This is a genomic window from Gordonia alkaliphila, assembly GCF_023017165.1.
Taxonomy (GTDB): Bacteria; Actinomycetota; Actinomycetes; order Mycobacteriales; family Mycobacteriaceae; genus Gordonia; species Gordonia alkaliphila.
In genome coordinates this window covers 2,831,227-2,852,877 of sequence record NZ_JALKBW010000001.1, presented here as the reverse complement: position 1 = coordinate 2,852,877, position 21,651 = coordinate 2,831,227, and the positions used below count along the sequence as shown (strand labels likewise).

General features: G+C 67.2%; 19 protein-coding genes and 1 pseudogene. 1 reads left to right on the top strand and 19 read right to left on the bottom strand.

All coding sequences use genetic code 11. The annotated features are described in order from the left end of the window. Positions 1-118: 118 nt before the first annotated feature. The 8 genes and pseudogenes from MUG78_RS12905 to MUG78_RS12870 form a co-directional block, all read right to left on the bottom strand. Complete coding sequence (locus MUG78_RS12905; protein ID WP_246995380.1) at positions 119-1,741, bottom strand: acyl-CoA dehydrogenase family protein; 1,623 nt, start codon at positions 1,739-1,741, stop codon at positions 119-121. 71 nt (positions 1,742-1,812) lie between these two features. Beyond that, positions 1,813-3,306 (bottom strand): signal recognition particle-docking protein FtsY, encoded by a 1,494-nt coding sequence (gene ftsY / locus MUG78_RS12900; RefSeq protein ID WP_246995378.1) that lies wholly within the window; start codon positions 3,304-3,306, stop codon positions 1,813-1,815. Beyond that, positions 3,303-6,878 carry a chromosome segregation protein SMC gene (smc, locus tag MUG78_RS12895; RefSeq protein ID WP_246995376.1) on the bottom strand — a complete coding sequence of 1,192 codons (3,576 nt, stop codon included), beginning with the start codon at positions 6,876-6,878 and terminating at the stop codon, positions 3,303-3,305. Before smc ends, ftsY begins: the two co-directional genes overlap by 4 nt. Positions 6,879-6,915: 37 nt before the next feature. Beyond that, positions 6,916-7,197, bottom strand: a complete 282-nt coding sequence (locus tag MUG78_RS12890) for an acylphosphatase (RefSeq protein ID WP_246995374.1) — start codon at positions 7,195-7,197, stop codon at positions 6,916-6,918. Between the two features lie 8 nt (positions 7,198-7,205). Further along, the gene (locus MUG78_RS12885; RefSeq protein ID WP_246995372.1) at positions 7,206-7,613 is read right to left on the bottom strand and encodes an OsmC family protein; all 408 of its coding nucleotides are present in this window, start codon (positions 7,611-7,613) and stop codon (positions 7,206-7,208) included. 63 nt (positions 7,614-7,676) lie between these two features. After that, on the bottom strand, positions 7,677-7,919 hold the full coding sequence (locus tag MUG78_RS12880) for a type II toxin-antitoxin system ParD family antitoxin (protein ID WP_246997020.1): 243 nt from the start codon (positions 7,917-7,919) through the stop codon (positions 7,677-7,679). Positions 7,920-7,931: 12 nt separating this feature from the next. Then, on the bottom strand, positions 7,932-8,951 hold the full coding sequence (locus MUG78_RS12875; RefSeq protein WP_246996808.1) for an IS30 family transposase: 1,020 nt from the start codon (positions 8,949-8,951) through the stop codon (positions 7,932-7,934). Positions 8,952-9,206: 255 nt separating this feature from the next. After that, a pseudogene (locus MUG78_RS12870) lies at positions 9,207-9,782 on the bottom strand (zinc finger domain-containing protein); the annotation flags it as partial. A 215-nt stretch (positions 9,783-9,997) separates the two neighbouring features. On the opposite strand from MUG78_RS12870, the gene MUG78_RS12865 reads away from it, so the two are divergent. Then, entirely contained in the window at positions 9,998-11,029 is a 1,032-nt protein-coding gene (locus tag MUG78_RS12865) for a hypothetical protein (protein ID WP_246995370.1), read from the top strand. A 15-nt stretch (positions 11,030-11,044) separates the two neighbouring features. Here the strand turns inward: MUG78_RS12865 and MUG78_RS18315 are convergent, their stop codons facing one another. The 11 genes from MUG78_RS18315 to rsmD all read right to left on the bottom strand — a co-directional run bounded on the left by MUG78_RS18315 (position 11,045) and on the right by rsmD (position 21,577). Next, positions 11,045-11,944 (bottom strand): restriction system modified-DNA reader domain-containing protein, encoded by a 900-nt coding sequence (locus MUG78_RS18315; RefSeq protein ID WP_246995368.1) that lies wholly within the window; start codon positions 11,942-11,944, stop codon positions 11,045-11,047. After that, on the bottom strand, positions 11,941-14,436 hold the full coding sequence (locus MUG78_RS12855; protein WP_246995366.1) for a DEAD/DEAH box helicase: 2,496 nt from the start codon (positions 14,434-14,436) through the stop codon (positions 11,941-11,943). The genes MUG78_RS18315 and MUG78_RS12855 overlap by 4 nt, the downstream gene beginning before the upstream one ends. Further along, positions 14,433-15,989 (bottom strand): Eco57I restriction-modification methylase domain-containing protein, encoded by a 1,557-nt coding sequence (locus tag MUG78_RS12850; RefSeq protein WP_246995365.1) that lies wholly within the window; start codon positions 15,987-15,989, stop codon positions 14,433-14,435. The genes MUG78_RS12855 and MUG78_RS12850 overlap by 4 nt, the downstream gene beginning before the upstream one ends. Next, entirely contained in the window at positions 15,986-16,555 is a 570-nt protein-coding gene (locus tag MUG78_RS12845) for a type III restriction endonuclease subunit M (protein WP_246995363.1), read from the bottom strand. Before MUG78_RS12845 ends, MUG78_RS12850 begins: the two co-directional genes overlap by 4 nt. A gap of 203 nt (positions 16,556-16,758) precedes the next feature. After that, a complete protein-coding gene (locus MUG78_RS12840; RefSeq protein WP_246995361.1) occupies positions 16,759-17,316 on the bottom strand; it encodes a hypothetical protein in 558 nt (185 codons plus the stop codon). A 23-nt stretch (positions 17,317-17,339) separates the two neighbouring features. Next, complete coding sequence (gene mutM / locus MUG78_RS12835; protein ID WP_246995359.1) at positions 17,340-18,206, bottom strand: bifunctional DNA-formamidopyrimidine glycosylase/DNA-(apurinic or apyrimidinic site) lyase; 867 nt, start codon at positions 18,204-18,206, stop codon at positions 17,340-17,342. Continuing rightward, entirely contained in the window at positions 18,199-18,951 is a 753-nt protein-coding gene (rnc, locus tag MUG78_RS12830) for a ribonuclease III (protein ID WP_246995357.1), read from the bottom strand. Before rnc ends, mutM begins: the two co-directional genes overlap by 8 nt. A gap of 3 nt (positions 18,952-18,954) precedes the next feature. Next, the gene (locus MUG78_RS12825) at positions 18,955-19,557 is read right to left on the bottom strand and encodes a YceD family protein (RefSeq protein ID WP_372493224.1); all 603 of its coding nucleotides are present in this window, start codon (positions 19,555-19,557) and stop codon (positions 18,955-18,957) included. Between the two features lie 24 nt (positions 19,558-19,581). Next, positions 19,582-20,367 carry a DivIVA domain-containing protein gene (locus tag MUG78_RS12820; protein ID WP_246995355.1) on the bottom strand — a complete coding sequence of 262 codons (786 nt, stop codon included), beginning with the start codon at positions 20,365-20,367 and terminating at the stop codon, positions 19,582-19,584. 117 nt (positions 20,368-20,484) lie between these two features. After that, a complete protein-coding gene (gene coaD, locus MUG78_RS12815; RefSeq protein ID WP_246995353.1) occupies positions 20,485-20,973 on the bottom strand; it encodes a pantetheine-phosphate adenylyltransferase in 489 nt (162 codons plus the stop codon). A 55-nt stretch (positions 20,974-21,028) separates the two neighbouring features. Beyond that, the gene (rsmD, locus tag MUG78_RS12810) at positions 21,029-21,577 is read right to left on the bottom strand and encodes a 16S rRNA (guanine(966)-N(2))-methyltransferase RsmD (RefSeq protein ID WP_246995351.1); all 549 of its coding nucleotides are present in this window, start codon (positions 21,575-21,577) and stop codon (positions 21,029-21,031) included. Positions 21,578-21,651: the final 74 nt, after the last annotated feature.

Sequence of the window (21,651 nt, the reverse complement as noted above, 5' to 3'; positions counted from 1 at the left end):
CTCATCTACGCCGGTTTCGGCGTGTGAGAAGACCTTGTCGCGCGCAGATTTCACCGAATCGCGCGCAACCGTGACGGTGGTGTTACGCGGGTCCGCGTTCGGTGAACGCTGCGTTTCGTCAGGCGCGCGCGGCGATCCCCGCCAGATCCAACCGCGGATCGAGCACCCCGTACATGTGCCCGGGATCGACGATGCGGCCGGCCACGAAGGCGTCGGTGATCTCCGACGGCGCCTGCCGGATCAGCACCGAACCGGCCAGCGCGATCGCCATCGACTCGGTGAGCCGACGGGCCATCGCCGGGGCGCGGCCCGGATCGGCGGCGGCCTCGGCCAGCAGCTTGCGGGTGCGCTCGACGTGCAGGTCGTAGTCGCGGTACTCGCCGAGGGCCTGGGCCATCTCGTTGTCGACGGCCTCCACCGACTGCGGGTCGCGCATCATGGCGCGCAACACGTCGAGGGCGATCACGTTGCCCGAGCCCTCCCAGACCGCCATCACCGGCTGCTCGCGGTAGCGCCGCGACAGCGGGAAACCTGTCTCGGTGTAGCCGTTGCCGCCGAGGCATTCGAGCGCCTCGTAGGCGTGGTTCGGGCCGCGCTTGCACACCCAGTACTTCCCCACCGCCGTCGCCAGGCGACGGAACGCGGTCGACTCCTCGGAGTCGTCGTCGTAGGCGGCGGCCAGGCGGATGCCAGTCCACACCGCGGCCTCTGCCTCCACCTGCAGGTCGGCGATCACCGCGGTCATTGCGGGCTGATCGATGAGGGTGGCGCCGAACGCGCTGCGGTTCCGCACATGCCAGGCCGCTTCGGCCACCGACTGCCGCATGCCCGCAGCACTGCCGAGGATGCAGTCCAGGCGCGTCTGATTGACCATCTCGATGATCGTCTTGACGCCCGCGCCCTCGTCACCGAGGCGCCAGCCGACGGTCTGGGCGAACTCCACTTCGCTGGACGCGTTCGACTTGTTGCCCAACTTGTCCTTGAGACGCTGCACGGCGAAGACGTTGCGTGTGCCGTCGGGCAGCACGCGAGGCACCACGAAGCAGGTGACGCCCGGCTCGGTCTGCGCCAGCACCAGGAAGGCGTCCGACTGCGGGGCCGAGCAGAACCACTTGTGCCCGGTGATCAAGTAGGTGCCGTCGGCCTGAGCCACCGCGCGCGTGGTGTTGGCGCGCACGTCCGAGCCGCCCTGCTTCTCGGTCATCGCCATGCCGAAGATGGCGGACGGCTTGTGACCGGTCCCGAGGTCGTGGCTGTACTCGCGGGAGAACACCCGCGGCAGCCACTGGTCGGCCAACGTCGGATCCACCCGCAGCGACGGCACCACCGCGTGCGTCATGCTGACCGGGCAGGCGTGCCCGGGTTCGATCTGCCCGAACTGCATGAACATCGCCGCGCGGGCCACGTGCGCGCCGTCGCGCGGCTCCGACCAGCAGCTGGTGTGCGCGCCGTGGGCGATCGCCTCACCGATGATGCGGTGATAGGCCGGGTGGAACTCGACGTCGTCGATCCGATGGCCCCAGCGGTCGTGCGAGACGAGCTTCGGGGTGATGGTGTTGGCCAGTTCCGCGTCCCGTTGGAAGTCGCCGCGGCCCACCAGTTTGCCCGCCGCGGTGAGCGCCTCGGTCGCCCACGCGCCGCCGTAGACGTCCACGGCCTCGGTCAGCGCGACATGGCTGGTGTACTCGTTGACGTCGACGCGCGGCGGCGCCTGGTTGAAGACGTCGTGGGTGGCGGTCATGGCGGGACTCCCTTTCGGCCGGTTCCCCACCAGTATGGCCCTGCGCCGCGACCGCCCCGCCGGGCCCGCTGTTACAGCAGAGCGTCGACGAAGGCGCCCGGGTCGAACGGCGCGAGATCGTCCGCGCCCTCGCCCAGACCGACCAGCTTCACCGGCACGCCGAGCTCGTCCTGGATCCGGAACACGATGCCGCCCTTGGCCGTGCCGTCGAGCTTGGTGAGCACCACGCCGGTGAGGTCGACGACCTCGGCGAAGACCTTGGCCTGCGCCAGCCCGTTCTGGCCGACGGTGGCGTCGAGGACCAGCAGCACCTCGTCGACCGGGGTCTTCTTCTCAACCACGCGCTTGACCTTGCCGAGCTCGTCCATCAGTCCGGTCTTGGTGTGCAGGCGGCCTGCTGTGTCGATGAGGACCACATCGACGCCGTCGTCGATGCCGGTCACCACTGCGTCGAAAGCGACCGACGCCGGGTCGGCGCCTTCCTTACCGCGCACGATGCCGGCACCCACGCGCTCGCCCCAGGTCTGGAGCTGGTCGGCGGCGGCCGCGCGGAAGGTGTCCGCGGCGCCCAGCAGGACGCGGCGGCCGTCGGCCACCAGGACGCGGGCCAGTTTGCCGGTGGTGGTGGTCTTGCCGACGCCGTTGACGCCGACCACCAGGACCACGGCCGGGCCGCCGGCGTGCGGCAGCGCCTTGACCGAACGGTTAAGCTCCGGGCGCAGCTGGTCGACGAGGACGCGGCGCAGCGCGGCGCGCGCGTCGTCGGCCGACCGCACCTTGTCCGAGGCCAGCTCGATGCGCAGCGCCTCGATCACGGCGGTGGTGGCCGTCGTGCCCAGGTCGGCCATCACCAGGGTGTCTTCGATCTCCTCCCAGCTGTCCTCGTCGAGGTCGCCGGCGCCCAGCAGGCCGAGCATCGACGAACCGATGGCGCCCTGCGAGCGCGACAGCCGGCCGCGCAGACGCGAGAGGCGGCCTTCGGTGGGCGCGATCTCGTCGAGCTGCGGTGCGGTCTCGACGGCGGGCGCGGCGGTCTCGGGAACCTCGACCTCGGGAGTCTCGACCGCGGGTGCCTCCGCCTCGGGAGCAGCCTCCGGTGCAGCTGTCTCGGGTGCAGCAGTCTCCGGTGCGGCGGTCTCGGGCTCGACGGTCTCGACCTCGGCGGCCTCGACGGCCTCTTCGACGACGAGCGGCTCCGCAGCCGTCTCCGCGTCGGCGTCGGTCTCCAGAATCTTCTCGGCCTCATCGGCCACCGACGGCGCCGGCTCCGCGGGCTTCGTAACCTCAGGCTTCGGGGCTTCCGGCTTCGGGGCGGGCGTGGGCTCCACCGGCTTCGGCGTCTCCGGTTCCAGGGTGGCGGTGCCGCCCTGGGTGAAGGAGAAGCCCGAGCCGGTCTGATAGCCGCCGGACTTGTCGACCTCGCGCTCGCCGTCGACCGTGCGCGTGGTCGGCGCGTCCGAGAGCGAGATGCGACGACGACGCTGCAGCACGATGCCGGTGCCGGCGATCAACGCCACGAGCAGGACGACGCCGATGACGATGCCGATGATGACTTGAGTGTTCACGCGGAGCCTTTCAGGCGCTGGGAGATGACCTCGGTGATGCCGTCGCCGCGCATGCTCACGCCGTACAGCGCGTCGGCGATCTCCATGGTCGGCTTCTGATGGGTGATGACGATTAGCTGGCTGCGCTCACGCAGCTGCTCGAAGAGGCTGATGAGTCGGCGGAGGTTGGCGTCGTCGAGCGCCGCTTCCACCTCGTCCATGACGTAGAACGGCGAGGGGCGCGCCCGGAAGATCGCGACCAGCATGGCCACCGCGGTCAGCGACTTCTCGCCGCCGGACAGCAGCGACAGCCGCTTGACCTTCTTGCCCGGCGGACGGGCCTCCACCTCGACGCCGGTGGTGAGCATGTCGCTGGGGTCGGTGAGCACCAGGCGGCCCTCGCCGCCCGGGAACAGCGTGGCGAAGACCTGGGTGAACTCCTTCTCCACGTCGGCGTACGCCTCGGTGAAGACCTGCAGGATGCGCGCGTCCACTTCGGCGATCACGTCGAGCAGGTCGGCGCGGGCGCCCTTCACGTCCTCGAGCTGGGTGGAGAGGAACTCGTACCGCTCGGTGAGCGCCGAGAACTCTTCCAGGGCAAGCGGATTCACCTTGCCGAGCGTCGTCAGGTCCTTCTGCGCGCGCTTGGCGCGGGCTTCCTGGGTGGCCCGGTCGAAGGGCATCGCCGCCGGAGCGACGACGAGCTCACCGCGCGCCTTGGCGTCCTCGTACTCGCGGAATTCCAGGTCCGACGGCGGCATCGGCACGTCCGGGCCGTACTCGGCGACCAGGTCGTCGGGCGCCACCGCGAACTGCTCGAGGATCTGCTCCTCCAACTGCTCGATACGCAGCGCGGCCTGCGCCTTGGCCAGCTCGTCGCGGTGCACGGCATCGCGCAGCGAGTTCATGGTGGCGGTCGCCGCATCGACGCGGGCGCGCAGCGTGTCGACCTCGGCGGCGTGGACCGTGCGGGCGGCCTCGAGTTCATCGCGTCCGGCCGCGGCGTCGGCGACGGTGAGCGCCACCGCGGCCACCACCTTGTCGGCGGCGGCGGCCACCGCGGCGGCGACGCCGGCGGCGTACCGGCGCTGCGCGTCCTGGCGTTGCTGTCGTTCGCGGTTGCTGCGTTCGGCGGCGGCACTGCGGCGCAGTCCCTCGGCCTTGCCGCGGAACGACGCGAGCCGCTCCTCGGCGGTGCGCAGCGCGAGCCGGGTCTCCACTTCCACCGAGCGGGCGGTGGCGACTTCGGCGGCGGCGGCTTCGCGGAGAGCGCGGTCGGCATCGTCGTCGTGCACGGCACTGCCTTCGTCGACGGCCAGCCGCAGGCGCTCTTCCAGTTCGGTGAGTTCGGTCAGGTTGGTGGCGCGGCCCTCTTCGGCGCGCTCGCGCTGGCGTACCAGCCGCTGCGCCTCCTGCTGCGCGGCGCGGATCTCCGAGCCGAGGCGGCCCAGTAGTTCGTAGGCGGCGCCGACGTTCGCGTCGGACTCCCCCAGCGCGGCGAGCGCGCCTTCGGCGTCCTCGGCGGCCTCGCGTTCGTCGGTGAGCGCCTGGGTGAGGTCGGCGTCGAACTGTTCGGCGGAGCGGCGGGCGCGGGCCAGGTCTTCGGTGGCAGTGTCGATGGCCGACTGGACTTCCAGGGTCGACGGCCGCGCCGAGACGCCGCCCTCCACCACCGCCGCACTCACGCGGTCGCCGACCCGGGTCACGGCGAGGACGTTGTGCTTGCGGGCGACGGTCATGGCGTCGGCGGCGTCGTCGACCAGCACGATCTGCGCGAGTAGCAGGTCGAGGGCACCGGCGATGGAGCCGGGCGCGGTCACCACGTCGCGGGCCCACACCGTTCCGGACGGCAGTTGCGGCAGGTCGCCGCGCACCTGATCGGGCAGGCCGCCGACGAGCAGTGCGGCGCGGCCGCCGTCGCCCACCCGCAGCGCATCGAGGGCGGCGAGCGCCGCGGCCTCGTCGACCGTGGCGATCGCGTCGACCGCCCGGCCCAGGGCGCCGGCGATCGCGGTCTCGTACCCGGGTTCCACGGTGATCAGTTCCGAGAGCGGCGCGAGCAGGCCGTCTGCGCCCCGCTCCAGCAGCCAGGCACCACCGTCGGCGCGCTCCAAGCCCACAGCGAGCGCATCGATGCGGGCGGTCAGCGAGGCGATCTGCTGCTGCGTCTCCCGCTCGGACAGGCGCAGTTCCTCCACCTTGGCCTGGGCCTTCGCCAGCGCGGCGGCGCAGCGCTCGTGGTGGGCGTCGAGTCCTTCTTCGCGGTCTTCCAGTTCGCGCATGCGCTCGGCGGCGGCGTCCAACTCGCGCTGCGCCGTCGCGGCGCGCTCGGCGGCGGCGTCGATCGCCTCGGTGAGGCGCAGCGTCTCCCCTTCGACCGACTCGACGCGACTGCGCAGCGTGGCGGCCTGGCCTTCCAGTCGGGCCAGTCCTTCGCGGCGGTCGGCGACGGCCTGCACCGCCGCGAGATGGGCGCGTTCGGCCTGGCTGGAGGCCTGCTCGGCGGCGGCCAGCGCCGCGGTGGCGTACTCCAGCTGCCCGGCGGTCTCCTCGACCACGGCGTCGTGTTCGGCTTCGGCGAGCGCGGCTTCCTCGGCGCGTCGTTCCAGTTCTTCCGGGTCGGGGCCGGTCGGCGCGGCGCTGGGGCCGGCCAGGTTGGTGGCCCGCTCGGCCGCGAGTCGCCGGGTGCCTTCGACGCGCTCGCCCAGCGCGGAGAGAGTGTAGAAGGCCCGGCCCGCCTCGGACGCGGCCGGCGCCACCTGCGCGAGCTGCTCCTGGGCCACGGCCAGCGCCGCGGTGGCCTCGTCGAGTTCGACGGCCACTTCGTCGGCCTTGCGGCGGACCTCTTCCTCCACCGCGGAGTGTTCGGCCATCTCGGTGCGTCGCTGCACCAGGTCGTCGGCGGCCAGGCGCAGCCGCGCGTCGCGGAGCTCGGCCTGCACGGTGGCGGCGCGTCGGGCCACTTCGGCTTGCCGTCCGAGGGGCTTGAGCTGGCGGCGCAGTTCGCCGGTCAGGTCGGTCAGTCGGGCGAGGTTGCCGGCCATCGCGTCCAGCTTGCGGGCGGCCTTCTCTCGTCGTCGACGATGCTTGAGGACGCCGGCAGCCTCTTCGATGAAGGCGCGTCGTTCTTCCGGTCGGGATTCCAGGATCGTCGAGAGGCGACCCTGTCCGACGATGACGTGCATCTCGCGGCCGATACCGGAGTCCGACAGCAGTTCCTGCACGTCCAACAGACGGCAGGGCGTGCCGTTGATCTCGTATTCGCCCGCGCCGTCGCGGAACATCCGGCGGGTCACCGACACTTCGGAGTATTCGATCGGCAGCGCGCCGTCGGAGTTGTCGATCGTCAGCGTCACTTCGGCGCGGCCCAGCGGGGCCCGGCCCGAGGTGCCGGCGAAGATGACGTCGGCCATCTTGCCGCCGCGCAGCGCCTTGGCACCCTGCTCGCCCATCACCCACGTCAACGCGTCGACGACGTTGCTCTTGCCCGAGCCGTTGGGACCCACCACGCAGGTGATCCCCGGCTCGAAGCGCAGAGTCGTCGCCGACGCAAAGGACTTGAAGCCCTTCAGGGTCAGGCTTTTCAGGTGCACGAGGACCAAGAATACCCAGGGTGACGGGCCGCACCGCTCACCGCTCGCGGAATCCGGTGTGTTCCCCGCGCGGCGGGTCGAAGGTTTCCACCACCAGGTCGACGCGCCCGGCGGTGTCCCCCGAGCGCAGCGCGGCCAGCAGCGCATCCAGCGCCGGCCGCGGCCCCTCGGCCACCACCAACACTCGACCGTCCGCCAGGTTCTTGGCGTAGCCGGTCAGCCCGAGCTCCAGTGCGCGCGACCGCGTCCACCACCGAAAGCCCACGCCCTGCACGTGGCCGTGCACGTGGGCGGTCAGACGCTGTACCGATTCGGACATCGCGGTGCTCAGTCCGGAACGATCGTCAGGTTCACCTCGGCGCCAGCCTTCAGCGTGCGACCCACGGTGCAGTACTTGTCGACGGCCTTCTGAACGACGGTCAGCAGACGCTCGGCAGCGGCCGGATCCATTTCGGACAGGTCCAGCTCCATCACCTCGTCCAGTCGCGGATACACCTCGTTCTCCCGGTCGGCCTCGCCGGAGACGCGAATGGTGGCATCGAAGTCGTCGCCCAGACGACGGCTCAACGTGAAGTCAGCCGACAGCCCCGCGCACGCGGCCAGGGCGATCTTCAGCAGTTCGCCGGGCGAGAAGACGCCCTCGTCGCCTGCCGAACCGATCAGCACTTCCGCGCCCCGGTCGGATCGTCCAGTGTAGCGGCGGGTGCCGGTGCGGGTGACCCACAGTTCGGTCATGTGTCGTGCCTTTCGATCGGGACGCTCGCCGACGCGGTGGACGGTCGGCTCTCCCCATCGAGCCTAGTGGCGGACGGTCGAGACGCTTGTCCCAGCCTCACCGGTCTTCGCTGCGATGAACGCGTCGAAGTCAAAGGGCTCCGGCTCCCCGCTCTCCTCGCCCGAAACGAGCTCGCCACGGAGTGCGTCCAACTGCGTCTCTCGCTCCTCCAGAACACGAAGTCCGGCTTGGACGACATCGCTCGCCGACCGATAGCGACCCGAGGACACCTGACCGGCAACGAAGTCCGCGCAGTGGTCGTCCAGGCTGAGGCGGTGTCAAATCGTGGAAGCAACGTTGTCTTTGAGTAGGCGTTCGAAGGCTTCCCTCGGGGTGTAGAAGCCCAGGCATTGGCGTGGCCGCTCATTGAGCTCGCGGGCGATCGCTTCCAGGTAGAGCTGGTCGGACGGGATCTCGGTGCCCTTGGGCAGGTACTCGCGGATCAGGCCGTTGGTGTTCTCGTTGGTAGGTCGTTCCCATGGTGAGCGGGGATGAGCGAAGTAGATCGGCAGGTCGGCGGCGACGGTGACGCTGGCATGCTCAGCCATCTCAGTGCCTTGATCCCACGTCAGCCCTTTCCGCATGAACTGCGGTAGTCCCCGCAGGTGATCGATCAGCACATCGGCAACACCCGACGCTTTCTTCCCGTCTGGCAGACCCAGGATCAGCGTGTACCGGCTCGTGCGTTCCACCAGTGTTACCGCCGCGGACTGGCCGGCCTTCCCGACGATCAGATCCCCCTCCCACCAGCCCGGCACCCGCCGATCAGATGCTGTCTCGGGGCGGTCATCGATACTGACCATGCCCACGATCCGCGCTGATCGCTCACCGGCCGACTTCCTCGGTGTGCGCACGGTGCGTTTGGACTGCAGCAGGATGCCCTGAGCAGCCAACTCTCCCTTCGGGAGAGCGTAGATCCACCGATAGATCGATTCGTGTGAAATGCGGCGTCCGTGGGCGTTCGGTGATCCCGTCATGGGGTCCACTGTGGAGTCTTCGGACTCGAGTTTCAATCGGCCAGCGATCTGTCTGGGTGTCCGCGATGCGCGCAGGTCGGATCGTACTCGTTCGGCGAGTACCGAGTCGGTGTCGATCGTTCTGGTCTGTGGGCGGGCTCGTCGTGCCTTCGCTTGCTTGTCGGCGTGTATGACGCGATAGGTGCCGGCATTGGTGGCGTTGCGTTTGATCTCTCGCGACACGATCGACTTGTCCCGGCCGATCTGCTCGGCGATCGCGGTGACCGTCATCCCCGCCCGTCTGCCGACGGCGATCTCCGTTCGATCCGCCACCGTCAGCATCATCCGTCCAAGCCCCACCCGGGTCTCCCGTCGTGCTACCTGCAACCCCTGGTGGCCTGCAGTGTTGCTACGACGCTATGACACCGCCGTCGCCAGCCGCGGCTCGCGGCCGCCTGCGCGACATGAGCGCCCGAAAAGCGCTCGCCGGCCGACGTCTCGATGCGCTGCGCCGATCCACAGGAACAGATGTGACGGTCACACCCGCTGAACTCATCGCATACACGGCGGCAGCGGCTTGCGGCGTACAGGGCGAGGTCAACTACGGGTGCGACGCCTTGGTGCAGGCTGGCAGCGAGGGCAGAAGCGCGAGCCGCGATTCATGAACTGCTCGCGCACGATGAGCGTCCCGCACCTCGGACAAGGCAGGCCATGTCTGCCATATGAATTGAGCGATCTGTCAAAGTACCCCGATTCGCCGTTGACGTTCACATACAGGTCGTCGAACGACGTGCCGCCCACAGTGATCGCCTCGACTATCACGCTGCGGGCCTGATCCAACAACGACAGCAAGCCGGCGCGCGGAATGCCCTTGGTACGACGACGCCCACGCAACTGCGCCCGCCACAAGGCTTCGTCGGCGTAGATATTCCCCACGCCGGAGACCACCGTCTGGTCCAGCAGCGCCCGCTTGATCTCAGTGTCCTTGCGCCGCAACACTTCTACCACCGCAGCGGGGTCGTACGCCGGGTCGAACGGGTCCGCGGCAATGTGCGCGATCGACACCGGCAGCCCACCCTCGGCCCCCGGGGTGTACTCGTCCAAGTGCCACCCGCCGAACGTCCGCTGATCCACGAAACGCAGTTCATTGCCGTCATCGAGCTCGGCCCCGATCCCGCGGATGGGCAGGGACGGCATGGCCTGGTGCGGAGACCCAGCAGATCAATCCTGCGTCCGCACTCAAGGGTGCGTCGCCGCGATCTCAACGCCCAGTCTGCGGACAGCGGCCCGTCGGTGCCGCCAGCTAGCCTGCCGAGCATGAGCACCGCAGAGCAGAGCAGGCCCAGCGCTGGCAGCACGTCCTCGACCAGGCCACAATGCCGTTCGAAATGTCGATCGGCACCATGCGCAACGGCGGGGTGAAATCGTTCCCGCACGCACAGGCAGTCGAGCTGACCACGGCGGCGATCTCGTCGCCGATTCTGGGCCACTGGGACGTCGCCGAGCCCGCGCCGGGCACGCAGCTGCGCGCGGTGATCACGCCGGTGGTCGATGCCGTGCGTGCGATCGACCCAACCGACTTGAGTCTGGACCAAATCACGAGAGTTCTGGATATGGCGAAAGAAGCAGAGCAGCGCCTGGCGGAGGGGGTCGACGATCCCGAGACCGCCGAGGAAGTCGTGAGCGAGATGATCAACGACCTCAAGGCGATGGTGATCACCGCGCGGCTGGGCCACCGCGGGGTCATGGAGCTACTGGGCGACGAGTGGGACAAGCGAGTCTCCGACATTCGCAAGGGGTCGGTCGGCGCGACGCCGCAGCAATTCGACGTGATGATGCTCCAGAGCACCGATGAGACGTCGGCAACGACGATCCCCTTCTCGGACCTACTGGCGACAGTGCACCCGGGAGTCGCAGGCATGAAGGAGTACATGGAACAGTTCGAAGTCGAGACGCAGACATCGATGCAGAGCCAGTTCGCAGGCCGGTGGGTGGTCACCTTCTTCACCGAGTGGGAGCTGAACTACCGACGCCGGCTCGCGCAGATCCATGGCTGCCCAGACCGCGCGGTGCGCTCGACACTGATGCGCGAACTGGGATTCATGCGCAACGACTACGCCCACAACCGCGGTATCGCCAGCTCTAAGCAGAAGAAGTGCAGACGGCTCAAGTGGTTCGAGCCGCGCCAGCGGATGCAACCACTGCAGCGGCACTACCAAGAGCTGTTCGAGGAGTTCGAAAAGGAGCGAGAGGCACTCGCCGCGGCACCGGCGCCGTACAAGACCAACAGCGCCGAACTGAAGGGGAACGTGCCGCAGGAGCTGGTGGACAGCTTCAACGAGGTGGCCGCCGAGCTGGGCGTCGGTAACGACGAGGCGCTCGCCGCGGCAGTCGCGGCCTGGTGCGAGTCCAACGAGTAGGCCGACGAACGGGCGCTACTGCGCCTGCTGTGCATCGGCGTACTGGTCGCGCAACGAGTCCAGAACGGGTCCGGCCAGGCTGCCGATGTGCCAGGTTACCCAGCCGTTAGAGGAGAGAACCTGCGCGGCCTCGTCGCGGCCACTGTTGAGGGCGGTTTGGGCAGCTTTGCTGACCGAGCTGTAGGCGACGCCGTCGACGACGATCTCGCCCTGGGTGGACACTGTGCCGGTCGCGGTGGTGCCGCCCTGGCTCAGGTGCAGCTCGGTGCCGGCGCTGATCAGCCCGGCGGCCACCAGTTCGGGCAGTTTGGCTTTCTTGGTGCGGCGCGGGCGTCGGGAGTGGGTGGTGGCCGGCATGGCGACGTCAGCGCTACTGACTGCGGGATCCTCGGCGTCCTCGTCGTCATCGGGCAGGTCGGCGGGCTTGTGCACGTCGAGTCCGGCCAGTCGGACTGCAGAGAGGATGGAACCGAGCAGCTCGTCCAGGCTCAGTTCCATGTGGCGGGGCAGGGTGTCGTCGCGGTCCTCCTTGCCGCGGTGGACGAATATGCCCGGGATCGCGGCCAGTTCGGCGGCCAGACGGCCTTCCAGATAGCCGATGTCAGCGCTGGTGAAACCGTGCGAGGTGTCGCGCTTGACTACCAGAGCGCGCCGCCACTCGATCTGCGGGTCGCTGCTGTGAGTACTGATCCGGCTGCGCAACTTGACCGACTTGCCGACATAAACGATGCCCGAGCCATCTGTGGTCATCAGGACATAAACGCCAGGCACGTTCCAGTCATCCGCCGAAAGGTTCTGCCAGCCCCTGCGATGGAAGTAGCCCACGCGCAATGCATGGGTCGTGAAGTCGGCGACGACCGGTGCCGTGGTCGCGGCAGGGATCTGGACGTTGACCGCGATAACCTGCGCGCTCACGTTCGACTTCCCGTCTCGACGGTGTCCCAGAGGCCGATCTGCTCGTTCGCGTGCCGGTGTTCGCGCTCCTGGGGAGTCAGCGCGTAGTCGAGACTGGCCGATTCGAAGCGTTTGAACTGGTAGATCGCATGGTTAAGGTGCGCGGCGTTGAACAGCCCAATCTCGTTGAGCGTACGGAAGTCCTCGACGGTCAGGCCTGTGACCCTCTCGAACAGGTCGGGGTCCAGCGACTCGATGACATGTTTGAGCGCCTCTTCCCGGAAGTCCGTGACGTACATGAACACCGGGATCTTGGCGAGGAACTTCTGCAGCTTCTCGCGGATCTCCTTACGCTTGTTGGTCGTCTCCCTCTGCTGCTTCTTCTGGTCGCCGTCGAGCTTGCCGCCCTGTTCGCGTTTCGCTTTCTTCAAGTCCTTGGTGTTGGTGATGACCTGCGCGGCGTTGTCGACGAGTGCCCGGAAGTCCTCGATGTTACTGAGCGTCTCCATCAAATCGGGGCGATCGAGCACCGCGGCCAGAGTGCGCTCATTCACATCAACTAACAGCGGCGAGTTCCAACGGCGGGCGAGGGCTGCGGCGCCTACGCCAGCCGTTGCCCAGTTCAGCACTTCATTGGCATCGAGCGCAGTCATAGCGCCGCCGGTGAAGCCGAAGATCGGCAGGTAGTTGATCAGCTCGCCGATTGCCTCGGTGGGGGTGGTATCGCCAGTCGTCGCGAGCTTCGAGCCATATTCAGCAACAAGGCTTAGCGCGCGGTTGGGGTCGAACTCGAAGACATAGCAGGTGGGCTTGTGAACGTCGAGATTCCCTTCCGCGTCACGGTGCGCCCATGGTGACTGCACGCGGAAGGCCGCTTGAAAGTAGGACTCGGGGCTCTTGAGCGAACGCAGCATGAAGATGGCGCCCCACTCCCGCACTGTCACACCGGTCATCAGCTTGCCACAGGACAATGTGATCGATCCGGGTCCGCCAGTGGTCTTGACCTCAGCGATCGCGGCCTCGACGGGCGGCAATGCGGCCGCGCCCTGACCTGCCTTATTCCCTGCTGCGACGACGACCTCAAACTGCGAGAAGTACGGATGCTCGCGCAGCATATTGGCCATAGCGAAACATGACGCGACGCTAGGCAAGTACCAGACCGAGTGCTTGATCGCCGACTTGAATCGATGGGCTTCGTACGGGAACGGCGGCTTGTCCTGAGCCTGCACCTGCAGCTTCATCTGCTCGCTGAGCTTCCCGCGGAGCAATTCCAGGAACTCGGCAACCTCATCGGGACGCTCAAAGCCGTAACCGCCGGGCCCCTTCGTCGCCTTGAATGTCTCATTGAGGCTGAATCCCGCGAACTCTCCGTCCTCGGCGTACTCGGCCGCGCCGGCACCCATGTCGTAGGTGTACATCTGCATCTGCGGCAGCGACAGATAAGGGTTCGGCGTGCCCGCGTCCTCCCAGGTGACCTTCTCGCGCTGCTCATCGATGTAGGTCCAGTTGAAGATCGCGTCCTCAGTGAACTCGCCCTCGGTAATGGCACGGAACGGGGTACCCGAGAGATAGAGGTAGTGATCGCCGTGCACGGCCAGATCTTCGTCTATCTCGTCAACGGTGACCTGATCGTCGGGCTCCTCGGCTTCGGCGATAGCGGCGTCAACGGGGTCGTACAGGGCGCGCGCGGAGTCTCGCCAGGCGCCGAAGTGGTACTCGTCGAGCACGATGGCGTCCCAGTCGATGAGGTGGATGGCCTCGTTGCGGGCTTTGATGTTGCCTTCGGCATCCCGGCCGCCCAGGTCCTGCAACGAGGCGAACCAAACCACCGGGCCGTCAAAGTCGGCCGCCTCATCACGCTCATCAGAGGGGCTGTTCTTGTCGATGTAACGCCAGCCGTCAAAGTCGACGTGGCTTACCAAGTCGTCATGCCAGGCGGTGGCCACGGCGGGCTTAAACGTCAGTACCAAGACGCGCTTCCAGCCCATCTCCTTTGCCAGCTCGTACGTGGCGAAGGTCTTGCCGAACCGCATCTTGGCGTTCCACAGGAACTTGGGGGCCTGCGTACCGCTGTGAGCCTGGAAGTAGGCGACGGTCTGGTCGATGGCGGCCTGTTGCTCAGGACGCGGCTTGAAGGTCTGCGTTCGGGTCGGGTGGTAGGCAGCGCCCGAGACCACGGTGGCGACCGCCGCCTTGACCTCGTCTAGGGTCGCCTCAAACCATTCGCCACCGATGCGGTGAATGCCGGCGGAGACGAGAGCTGCATGGACATCGTGGTCTGAGAACTCGGTTCCGTCGGCGCGCTCCGCAGGCTCATCCAGCAGGATCTGGACACCTTTGAGGTTCGGATAGGCAGTGCCCAACTGCTGCTTGATGCGCGCGCGAGCAGCGCCCTTGGTGGTTTGGCCGACTTTGATAAGGCCGTGTCCCGTAGTCAAGGACTCTCCCGCGCTTCGCTCCCAGGGCTCTTTGTCCTTGCCGACGACGGTGTAGGCGTAGAGGCGGTTGGTCATGCGGTGGAGCCGTCTCTGAGCGGCCGAACGATGCTCTCAATGAAGGCGATCTCATCGTCGTTCAGGCCGTACTTGGCGTAGAGATCGGCGTCGGTCCACGCACGATCCCATGTTTGCAATGGCACAGAGGCATAGACACGGCGGGTGGTGTCTTGGGACGCCTTCCGCAACTGAATCAAGAAGCGAGGAAGGCGGCACTGCAAGTATGAGAGAGCACTGTCGACCTCGGACTCATTGGCGAACGGCCCAACACATAGATACGTCTCCGAGGACGCGCTCCGTGGCTCACCCTTGAACGGCGTACTGATGACCCGGTGGGGGTACGTGTCCTTGTTTCCTGTTCCAGGCGCCGCCCGGCCGACGTAGATCTTCCAGGCGTCCACCAAGTCTGCGCCGGCCAGCAATTCGTCACGGCCGACGAAGCTGGTCCCGCCATTACGATAGAGCTTGAGGTCTCCTGGTTCCTTGGACGAATGCCCCTTAAACTTGGTGCTAAGGCCAAACGGCTTTCGCGAGCTGACAAGATTGCCGAAGTTCTTTTCGTCGGGCAGCGCCAGCATGTTAGTGGCCCCTGTTTCGACAGACATTACCTTCTTGAGGATCGCGACGCCCTCGTTGAATCGAATGAACACGTCGACGCCGGGTTCGAGTAGAGGTCGTGTGGCGACTGAGACTGGCCAGTCCTTGTAGCGAGTCGTCACCGTGCACTCCCCCGGATTGTCGCGGTCCCACAGGAAGTAGGAGACGCCGCCTTTTAGTCCGACCCCAGGAAACGGATCCGACGCACTCAGATAGTCAGTAATCGACCGGAGTCGGTTGTCGTTGAGGAGTGAGTCGCGGAACGAGTCAAGGCCTTTGCCGCCGCCGAACCATCGCGACGGAATGATCATGGTTATGTATCGCGGGTTGAGTTCGCGCGCCTTATCGACAAAGAGGTGGTACAGGTTGGTGGCGCTGGTCCCGTGTCCACCGTCTTCGAGGTGGTACGGCGGGTTGCCGACGATGACGTCGAACTTCATGGCAGCCATCTCCTGGGTGGGGTATGTGTCGTGAATGAACGAGTAGGCGTGGTTCTCGCGGCCTTCGCCGCGTTCGATGCTCTCCGGGGCGCGACAAATCCTGCACTTACCGTCGGCGTCGAAATCGTGCACAGATAGGACGTATGGAATGTTCCCGGCGGGGTCATCAAACCGAACGACGCTATAAGCGCTGGAGGCATCAGCCGCGCAGTAGACGCTACGCCGAGAGATGATGCCGGTCATCTCCGTGATAGCGGCGCCGTAAAGCATATTGCGGAAGATGTGCTCGCGGCGTTTGGCGAAGTCCGGCTCCCAGTCTGTCAGGCCGTCGAGTAGCCGAGTGGCGATCTCGCGCAGGAACACTCCCGACTTGCTGAACGGATCGAGCCAGCGATAGTCCGGCTCGTGCCAGACGTGCTCAGGCAATAGGTCGAGCATGGCGCGGGCCAGCTTCGGCGACGTTGGCACCTCATCATTGGACAGCTGAGCCAGGCAGTCGAGGATGTCGGGGACGTGCTGGTCGAATCGACTCATGCGCCGATCCTTTTGACCTGGCCGGTGACCGGCTCGGGATTGGCCAGCAGCAATGCGTAAGGCACCGGTGTCGTGTCTAGCTTCGGCACAGCGAACATGTCGAGCTGATCCTGTTCGGCCGCGACAGTCGACCATTCGCGGGTGAACGTGCCGTTGCGGCCAGCACGGTAGTCAACCCACTCGATCGAGTCGAGGTCGGTGAGGGTGTCGGCCTGCACGATGTTGGTCGCCAAGATCGCCTCGACTGCACCGGCGAAGCCGGAGGTGGTCTCGCGGGTGTTCAGATCGTTGTCCAGGTGCGCGATGATGACAGCGCGCAACCGTTGCTTGGACTCGGTGACGTTCTCGGCGTCGATGTCGATGGCATAGATCGACGCCAGCGCCCGAAGGATACGGTGCTCGTATTGCTGGCCGGTTTGATAACGCTCCCGAGTCACGAAGGCGAGCTTGCGGACCAAGATCTCTTCGAGGAAATTGCCGGACCCGGCCGCGGGCTCGAAGAACTTGCGGTCGGTGTTACTCGGGTCCTCAGCACTGGGGAACATGGTCGGGACCAGATCGAGCATGGCGTTGACTTCGCGGGAGTGGGTGTACACCTCGGCGAGGTCTCGCACCCGCTGGCGCGTCTTGATCTGCATGCCCTCATTCTTCCAGGCGCCTACGACGATCCGGGGCAGGCCTGGTCAAGAGTCTGACCCAGTCCCCCATCGGCGCCGAATTTCATACAGTCGCACGACATTGGTTGGGCACACGTCCTCAATGGCTGCGGTCACATCTCCTCGGGCTGCTCCGGGGCGGCCGCGAGGACCGCACGAGTGCCAGCGACCTTCTCGTCGTAACAGTCGGTCTCCGAGCCGACGGTCTTCTGCGCCCACGGAACCAGAGCAAGCTCCATGAGCGTCAAGGCACGCTCGGCCGAAGATCGCAGCGACGGGTGGATCCCACCCGAGATCTTGAACTGACCACATGCCGCCGCGACGTACGCGTCGATCTGACCGTGGAGGAAACGGGCGTGGACCGCATCGGCGTCGAGCCAGGCGATGACCGCTCCCGTTGCGCCGTCCCAAATAGCGTCCGAGACCAGATCCCAGCCCGAGATCGGGCGCGCGACGAAACCGGGAACATCTCGATCGCGGCCGCCGTCAGCGAAGTACGTCTGCAGCGCGCTGAACGTGTCGTGCCCGTCATCGGTGCCGAACGGCGCACGCGGGTCGTCCTCGCTCCAAAACCAATCCGGAACCGCCGCAACATAATTCGGGTGGCTGGTCGTCGGCGACGGCCCCTCCCCGTCGATGTCGAGATAGTGCGGGTTCGATGCACTTCCCACTGCCGCTTCTTTCTCGCGATCGATCATCGGCGGCGCGGAGGCCGCTGGCACTGGGGACAGAAGAACGAGCTGCGGTTCATGAACGACTCGCGGACCATCGGGGTCCCGCAGCGCGGGCATTCCTCGCCCTCCCGTCCGTACGCGTTCAACGACCGGTCGAAGTATCCCGATTCGCCGTTGACGTTCACGTACAGCTCGTCGAACGACGTGCCGCCCACGGTGATCGCCTCGGCCATCACGATCCGGGCCTGATCCAACAACGACAGTAAGCCGGCGCGCGGAATGCCCTTGGTACGACGACGCCCATGCAACTGCGCCCGCCACAGGGCTTCGTCGGCGTAGATGTTCCCCACGCCGGAGACCACCGTCTGGTCCAGCAGCGCCCGCTTGATCTCAGTGTCCTTGCGGCGCAACACTTCTATCACCGCAGCGGGGTCATAGGCGGGGTCGAACGGGTCGGCGGCGATGTGCGCGATCGACACCGGCAGCCCGCCCTCGGCCTCCGGGGTGTACTCGTCCAGGTGCCACCCGCCGAACGTCCGCTGATCCACGAAACGCAGTTCGTTGCCGTCGTCGAGCTCGGCCCGGATCCGCAGATGGACGGGGTCCGGCGCACCGGCCTCGGCGAGCAGCATCTGCCCGCTCATGCCCAGGTGCACCACCACCGCGACGTCGTCGGCCGCGTCGGCGGCGTCCAGCCAGAGGTACTTGCCGCGACGTGCGACGTCGTCGAATCGCTTGCCGCGCAACCGATCTGCCAGATCCTGTCCGCCGGGCAGGTGACGGCGCACCGCGCGCGGGTGCCGCACCTGCACCCCGGTGACCCGCCGTCCGACGAGGTGCGTGTGCAGCCCGCGGCGGATGGTCTCCACCTCGGGAAGTTCAGGCACCCGCGCCCGTCTCCCCCGCGTCCGCCGCGCCGGAGTCGGCAGGATCGGCGCCGTCGTTCAGGGACCGCCAGGCCAACGCGGCAGCCTTCTGCTCGGCTTCCTTCTTGGTACGACCGGTCCCCGATCCGCGCGCCTTGCCGTTCACCACGGCAGCGGCGGTGAACTCCTTGTCGTGGTCGGGCCCGGTGGAGGTGATCTGGTACTGCGGCACACCGAGATTGCGCGCCGCAGTCAGTTCCTGCAGCGAGGTCTTCCAGTCCAGGCCGGCACCGAGCTCGCCGGAGCGGGCGATCACCGGCTCGAACAGCCGGAGCACCACCTCTTTGGCCACCGCGATGCCGTGCTCCAAAAACACCGCACCCAGCAACGACTCCAGGCCGTCGGCCAGAATGCTGGCCTTGTCGCGGCCGCCGGTCAGCTCTTCGCCGCGCCCGAGATACAGGTGCGCACCCAGACCGCCGGGGCCCAGCTCGCGGGCCACCTCGGCGAGGGCGTGCATGTTCACCACGCTCGCGCGGATCTTGGCGAGTTCACCTTCGGGGCGATCGGGAAAGCCCAGGTAGAGACGTTCGGTGACGACCACGCCGAGGACCGAGTCCCCGAGGAACTCCAGCCGCTCGTTGGTGGGCAGTCCGCCGTTCTCGTACGCGTACGAGCGGTGCGTCAGCGCCATGGTGAGGAGTTCGGCACCGATCTCCACCCCGAGGGCGGCGGTCAGCGCGGTCGGGTCGGCTACACGCGCCATGACTTACCGGCCCTCCACCGAGTCCGTCGACGAGTCCCCGGGCGCATCGCCCGAGTCGGAACCGAACCGGCCGGCCAGGCCGGCCCACCTCGGATCGATCTGCTCGTGTCCGTGGTCGGGCTCGGCGTCGGCGAGGCGGACACCGCACTCGGCACACAGGCCCGGGCAGTCGTCCGAGCACACCGGGCTCAGCGGCAGCTCAGTGCCGACCAGGTCGATGATCAGCTGTTCCAGGTCCACCTCGTCGTCGACGAGCCGGGACACGTCCTCTTCGTCGGTGGTCTGCTCGGTGACGCTGTCCGGGTAGGCGAACAGTTCGGTGATGTACACCGTGACGCCGTCGGACAGCGGCTCCAGGCAACGACCGCACTGGCCTTCGAGGTCGGCGCTCGCGGTGCCGCTGACCAGCACGCCCTCGGACACCGACTCCAGTCGCAGGGTCAGGTCGATCTCCGAGCCCGCCTCGATGCCGATCATCTCGGCGCCGATCCGCTCGGGAACGACGACGGTGCGCTCCACCTCGATCATCGAGCCGGGGCGGCGCGGCAGACTCCGCACATCGATCACATAGGGACTGGTGCTAGGCAAGGCGCTCACGCCGCACATTTTAGCGTGCGCGCCAAATTCCGATCAGCCGGCCATCGGGGCGGCTGCGCGCGGCCCCTGCTCGTACTGGTGCGGGTACTCGACGTAGTCGTGCATGGCCGCACCGGTGCGCAGCTGCTGGCGACCGCGGTTCACCGAACGCAGCGTGCCGGTCAGCACCTCTTCGAAGCCGGCCAGCTTCTCGTCGACGTAGACGTCGCATTCGCCGCGCAGGCGATCGGACTCGGCGTACGCGGAGTCGACGATGCGGTCGGCCTCGCTCTTGGCGGCGATCACCACTTCGGCCTCGGAGACCAGGCGCTGCTGCTCGGCGATGCCGTCGGACACCGACTTCTCGTAGTTCGCGTTGCCGGCCTCGATCACGCGGGCGGCCTCGGAACGGGCGCGGCCGGTGACGGCCTCGTGCTCGCGCTGGGCACTGTGCTGCAGGCGCTGTGCTTCGTCGGCGGCGTTCTGCTGGATCGACGCGGCGTGGGCGGTGGCCTCGTCGACCATGCGGTCGGCACGACTCTTGGCCTCGGACAGCGTGCGGTCGGACTCGGCGCGGGCCTGCGCCATCATGGCCTGGCTGTCCTGCTCGGCCGTAGTGACCATGGTGTCGGCGCTCTCGCGGGCATTGTCGATCAGCGAGTCGCGCTCGTCGAGCACGTCCTGCGCATCGTCGAGCTCGATGGGCAGCGCCTCGCGCAGATCGGCGAGCAGCTCCCGCACGGCCTCGCGCGGGACGACGCAATTCGCGGACATCGGGACGCTACGTGCCTCCTCGACGATCGCGATCAGTTCTTCCATTGCCTCGAAGCAGCGGTACACGGTTACCCCAATCCGGCGCAGCAGCGAAAGTCTGGCCTGGTCGTTAATTCTGAGGCCATTGTGCCGAATGTTGTTCGTGTGACTGGGGAGGCGCGTGGGCGTGTCGCGATTCGCCCCTTAGACCGAGCGGACGTCCTCGATGCGATCCATCAGCGCCGCGTGAATGGCCGGCGACAGGTACGGCGAGGTCTCCCCACCCAGCTTGGCCACTTCCTTGACCAGCGAACTGGAGACGTGCGCGAACTTCGGATCGGTCACCATGAAGAAGGTCTCGGCGCCGGAGAGCTCGCGATTCATCTGGGCCATCGGCACCTCGTAGGCGAAGTCGGTCTCCGACCGCAGGCCCTTGACGATGGTGGTGGCGTCCTCCTCGCGGACCAGATCCACCAGCAGGCCGGTCCAGCTCCGCACCTCGACGTTGGGCAGATCGGCGCAGTCGGCTTCAATCAGCGCGATGCGCTCGTCGACGGTGAACATGCCGCGCTTGTTCGGGTTCACCACCACGGCGACGATGACGCGGTCGAACCGCTGAGCGGCCTTCTCCACCACGAAACGATGTCCGCGGGTGAAGGGATCGTAGGAGCCGGGGCACACAGCTGCACTCATGAGCCCAGACCTTACCCACCTGCTGCAATGCCGACTGGGGCGACACCGACTGGGGCTACACCAACTGGGCGAGCGTGACGGTGGTGTCGCCGTAGTCCTTGCGCGCGACTTCTTCCAGCGCGTCCGGCCACCGTGGATCCTCGTCGCGACTCGCGCGTTCGAGGACCACCCACGCCCCCGGCGCCAGGTGCGGTGGCAGTGCCGCCAGCACCGCGGTCACCGCGTCGGCGCTGAGCGCGTACGGCGGATCGAGGAATACCAGATCGAACACCGACGACGGTGCGGCCAGGAACGACTCGGCGGTGCGCTGCACGACGCGCGCCCGGTCACCGGCCCCGCAGTGGGCGATGTTCTCGCGCGCCACCGTGGCGGCTTTGCGGTCGGCTTCGACGAGCACGGCCTGCCCGGCGCCGCGGGACAGTGTCTCCAGCGCCAGGGCCCCGGTGCCGGCGTAGAGGTCGAGCACCCGCGCATCGGCGATATCGGTCCGCGAACCGAGCATCGAGGCGATCGCCTCGCGGACGCGATCGGAGGTTGGACGGGTGCTCTGAGCGGGTGCCGCCAGTCGGCGACCACGGAACGATCCGGCGATGATTCGAGGCATGATGCACCCATCCTAAGCCCCCGACGACAAGCCCGACCGGACCCATTGTGACTTACCCCACATTTACCCGCTGA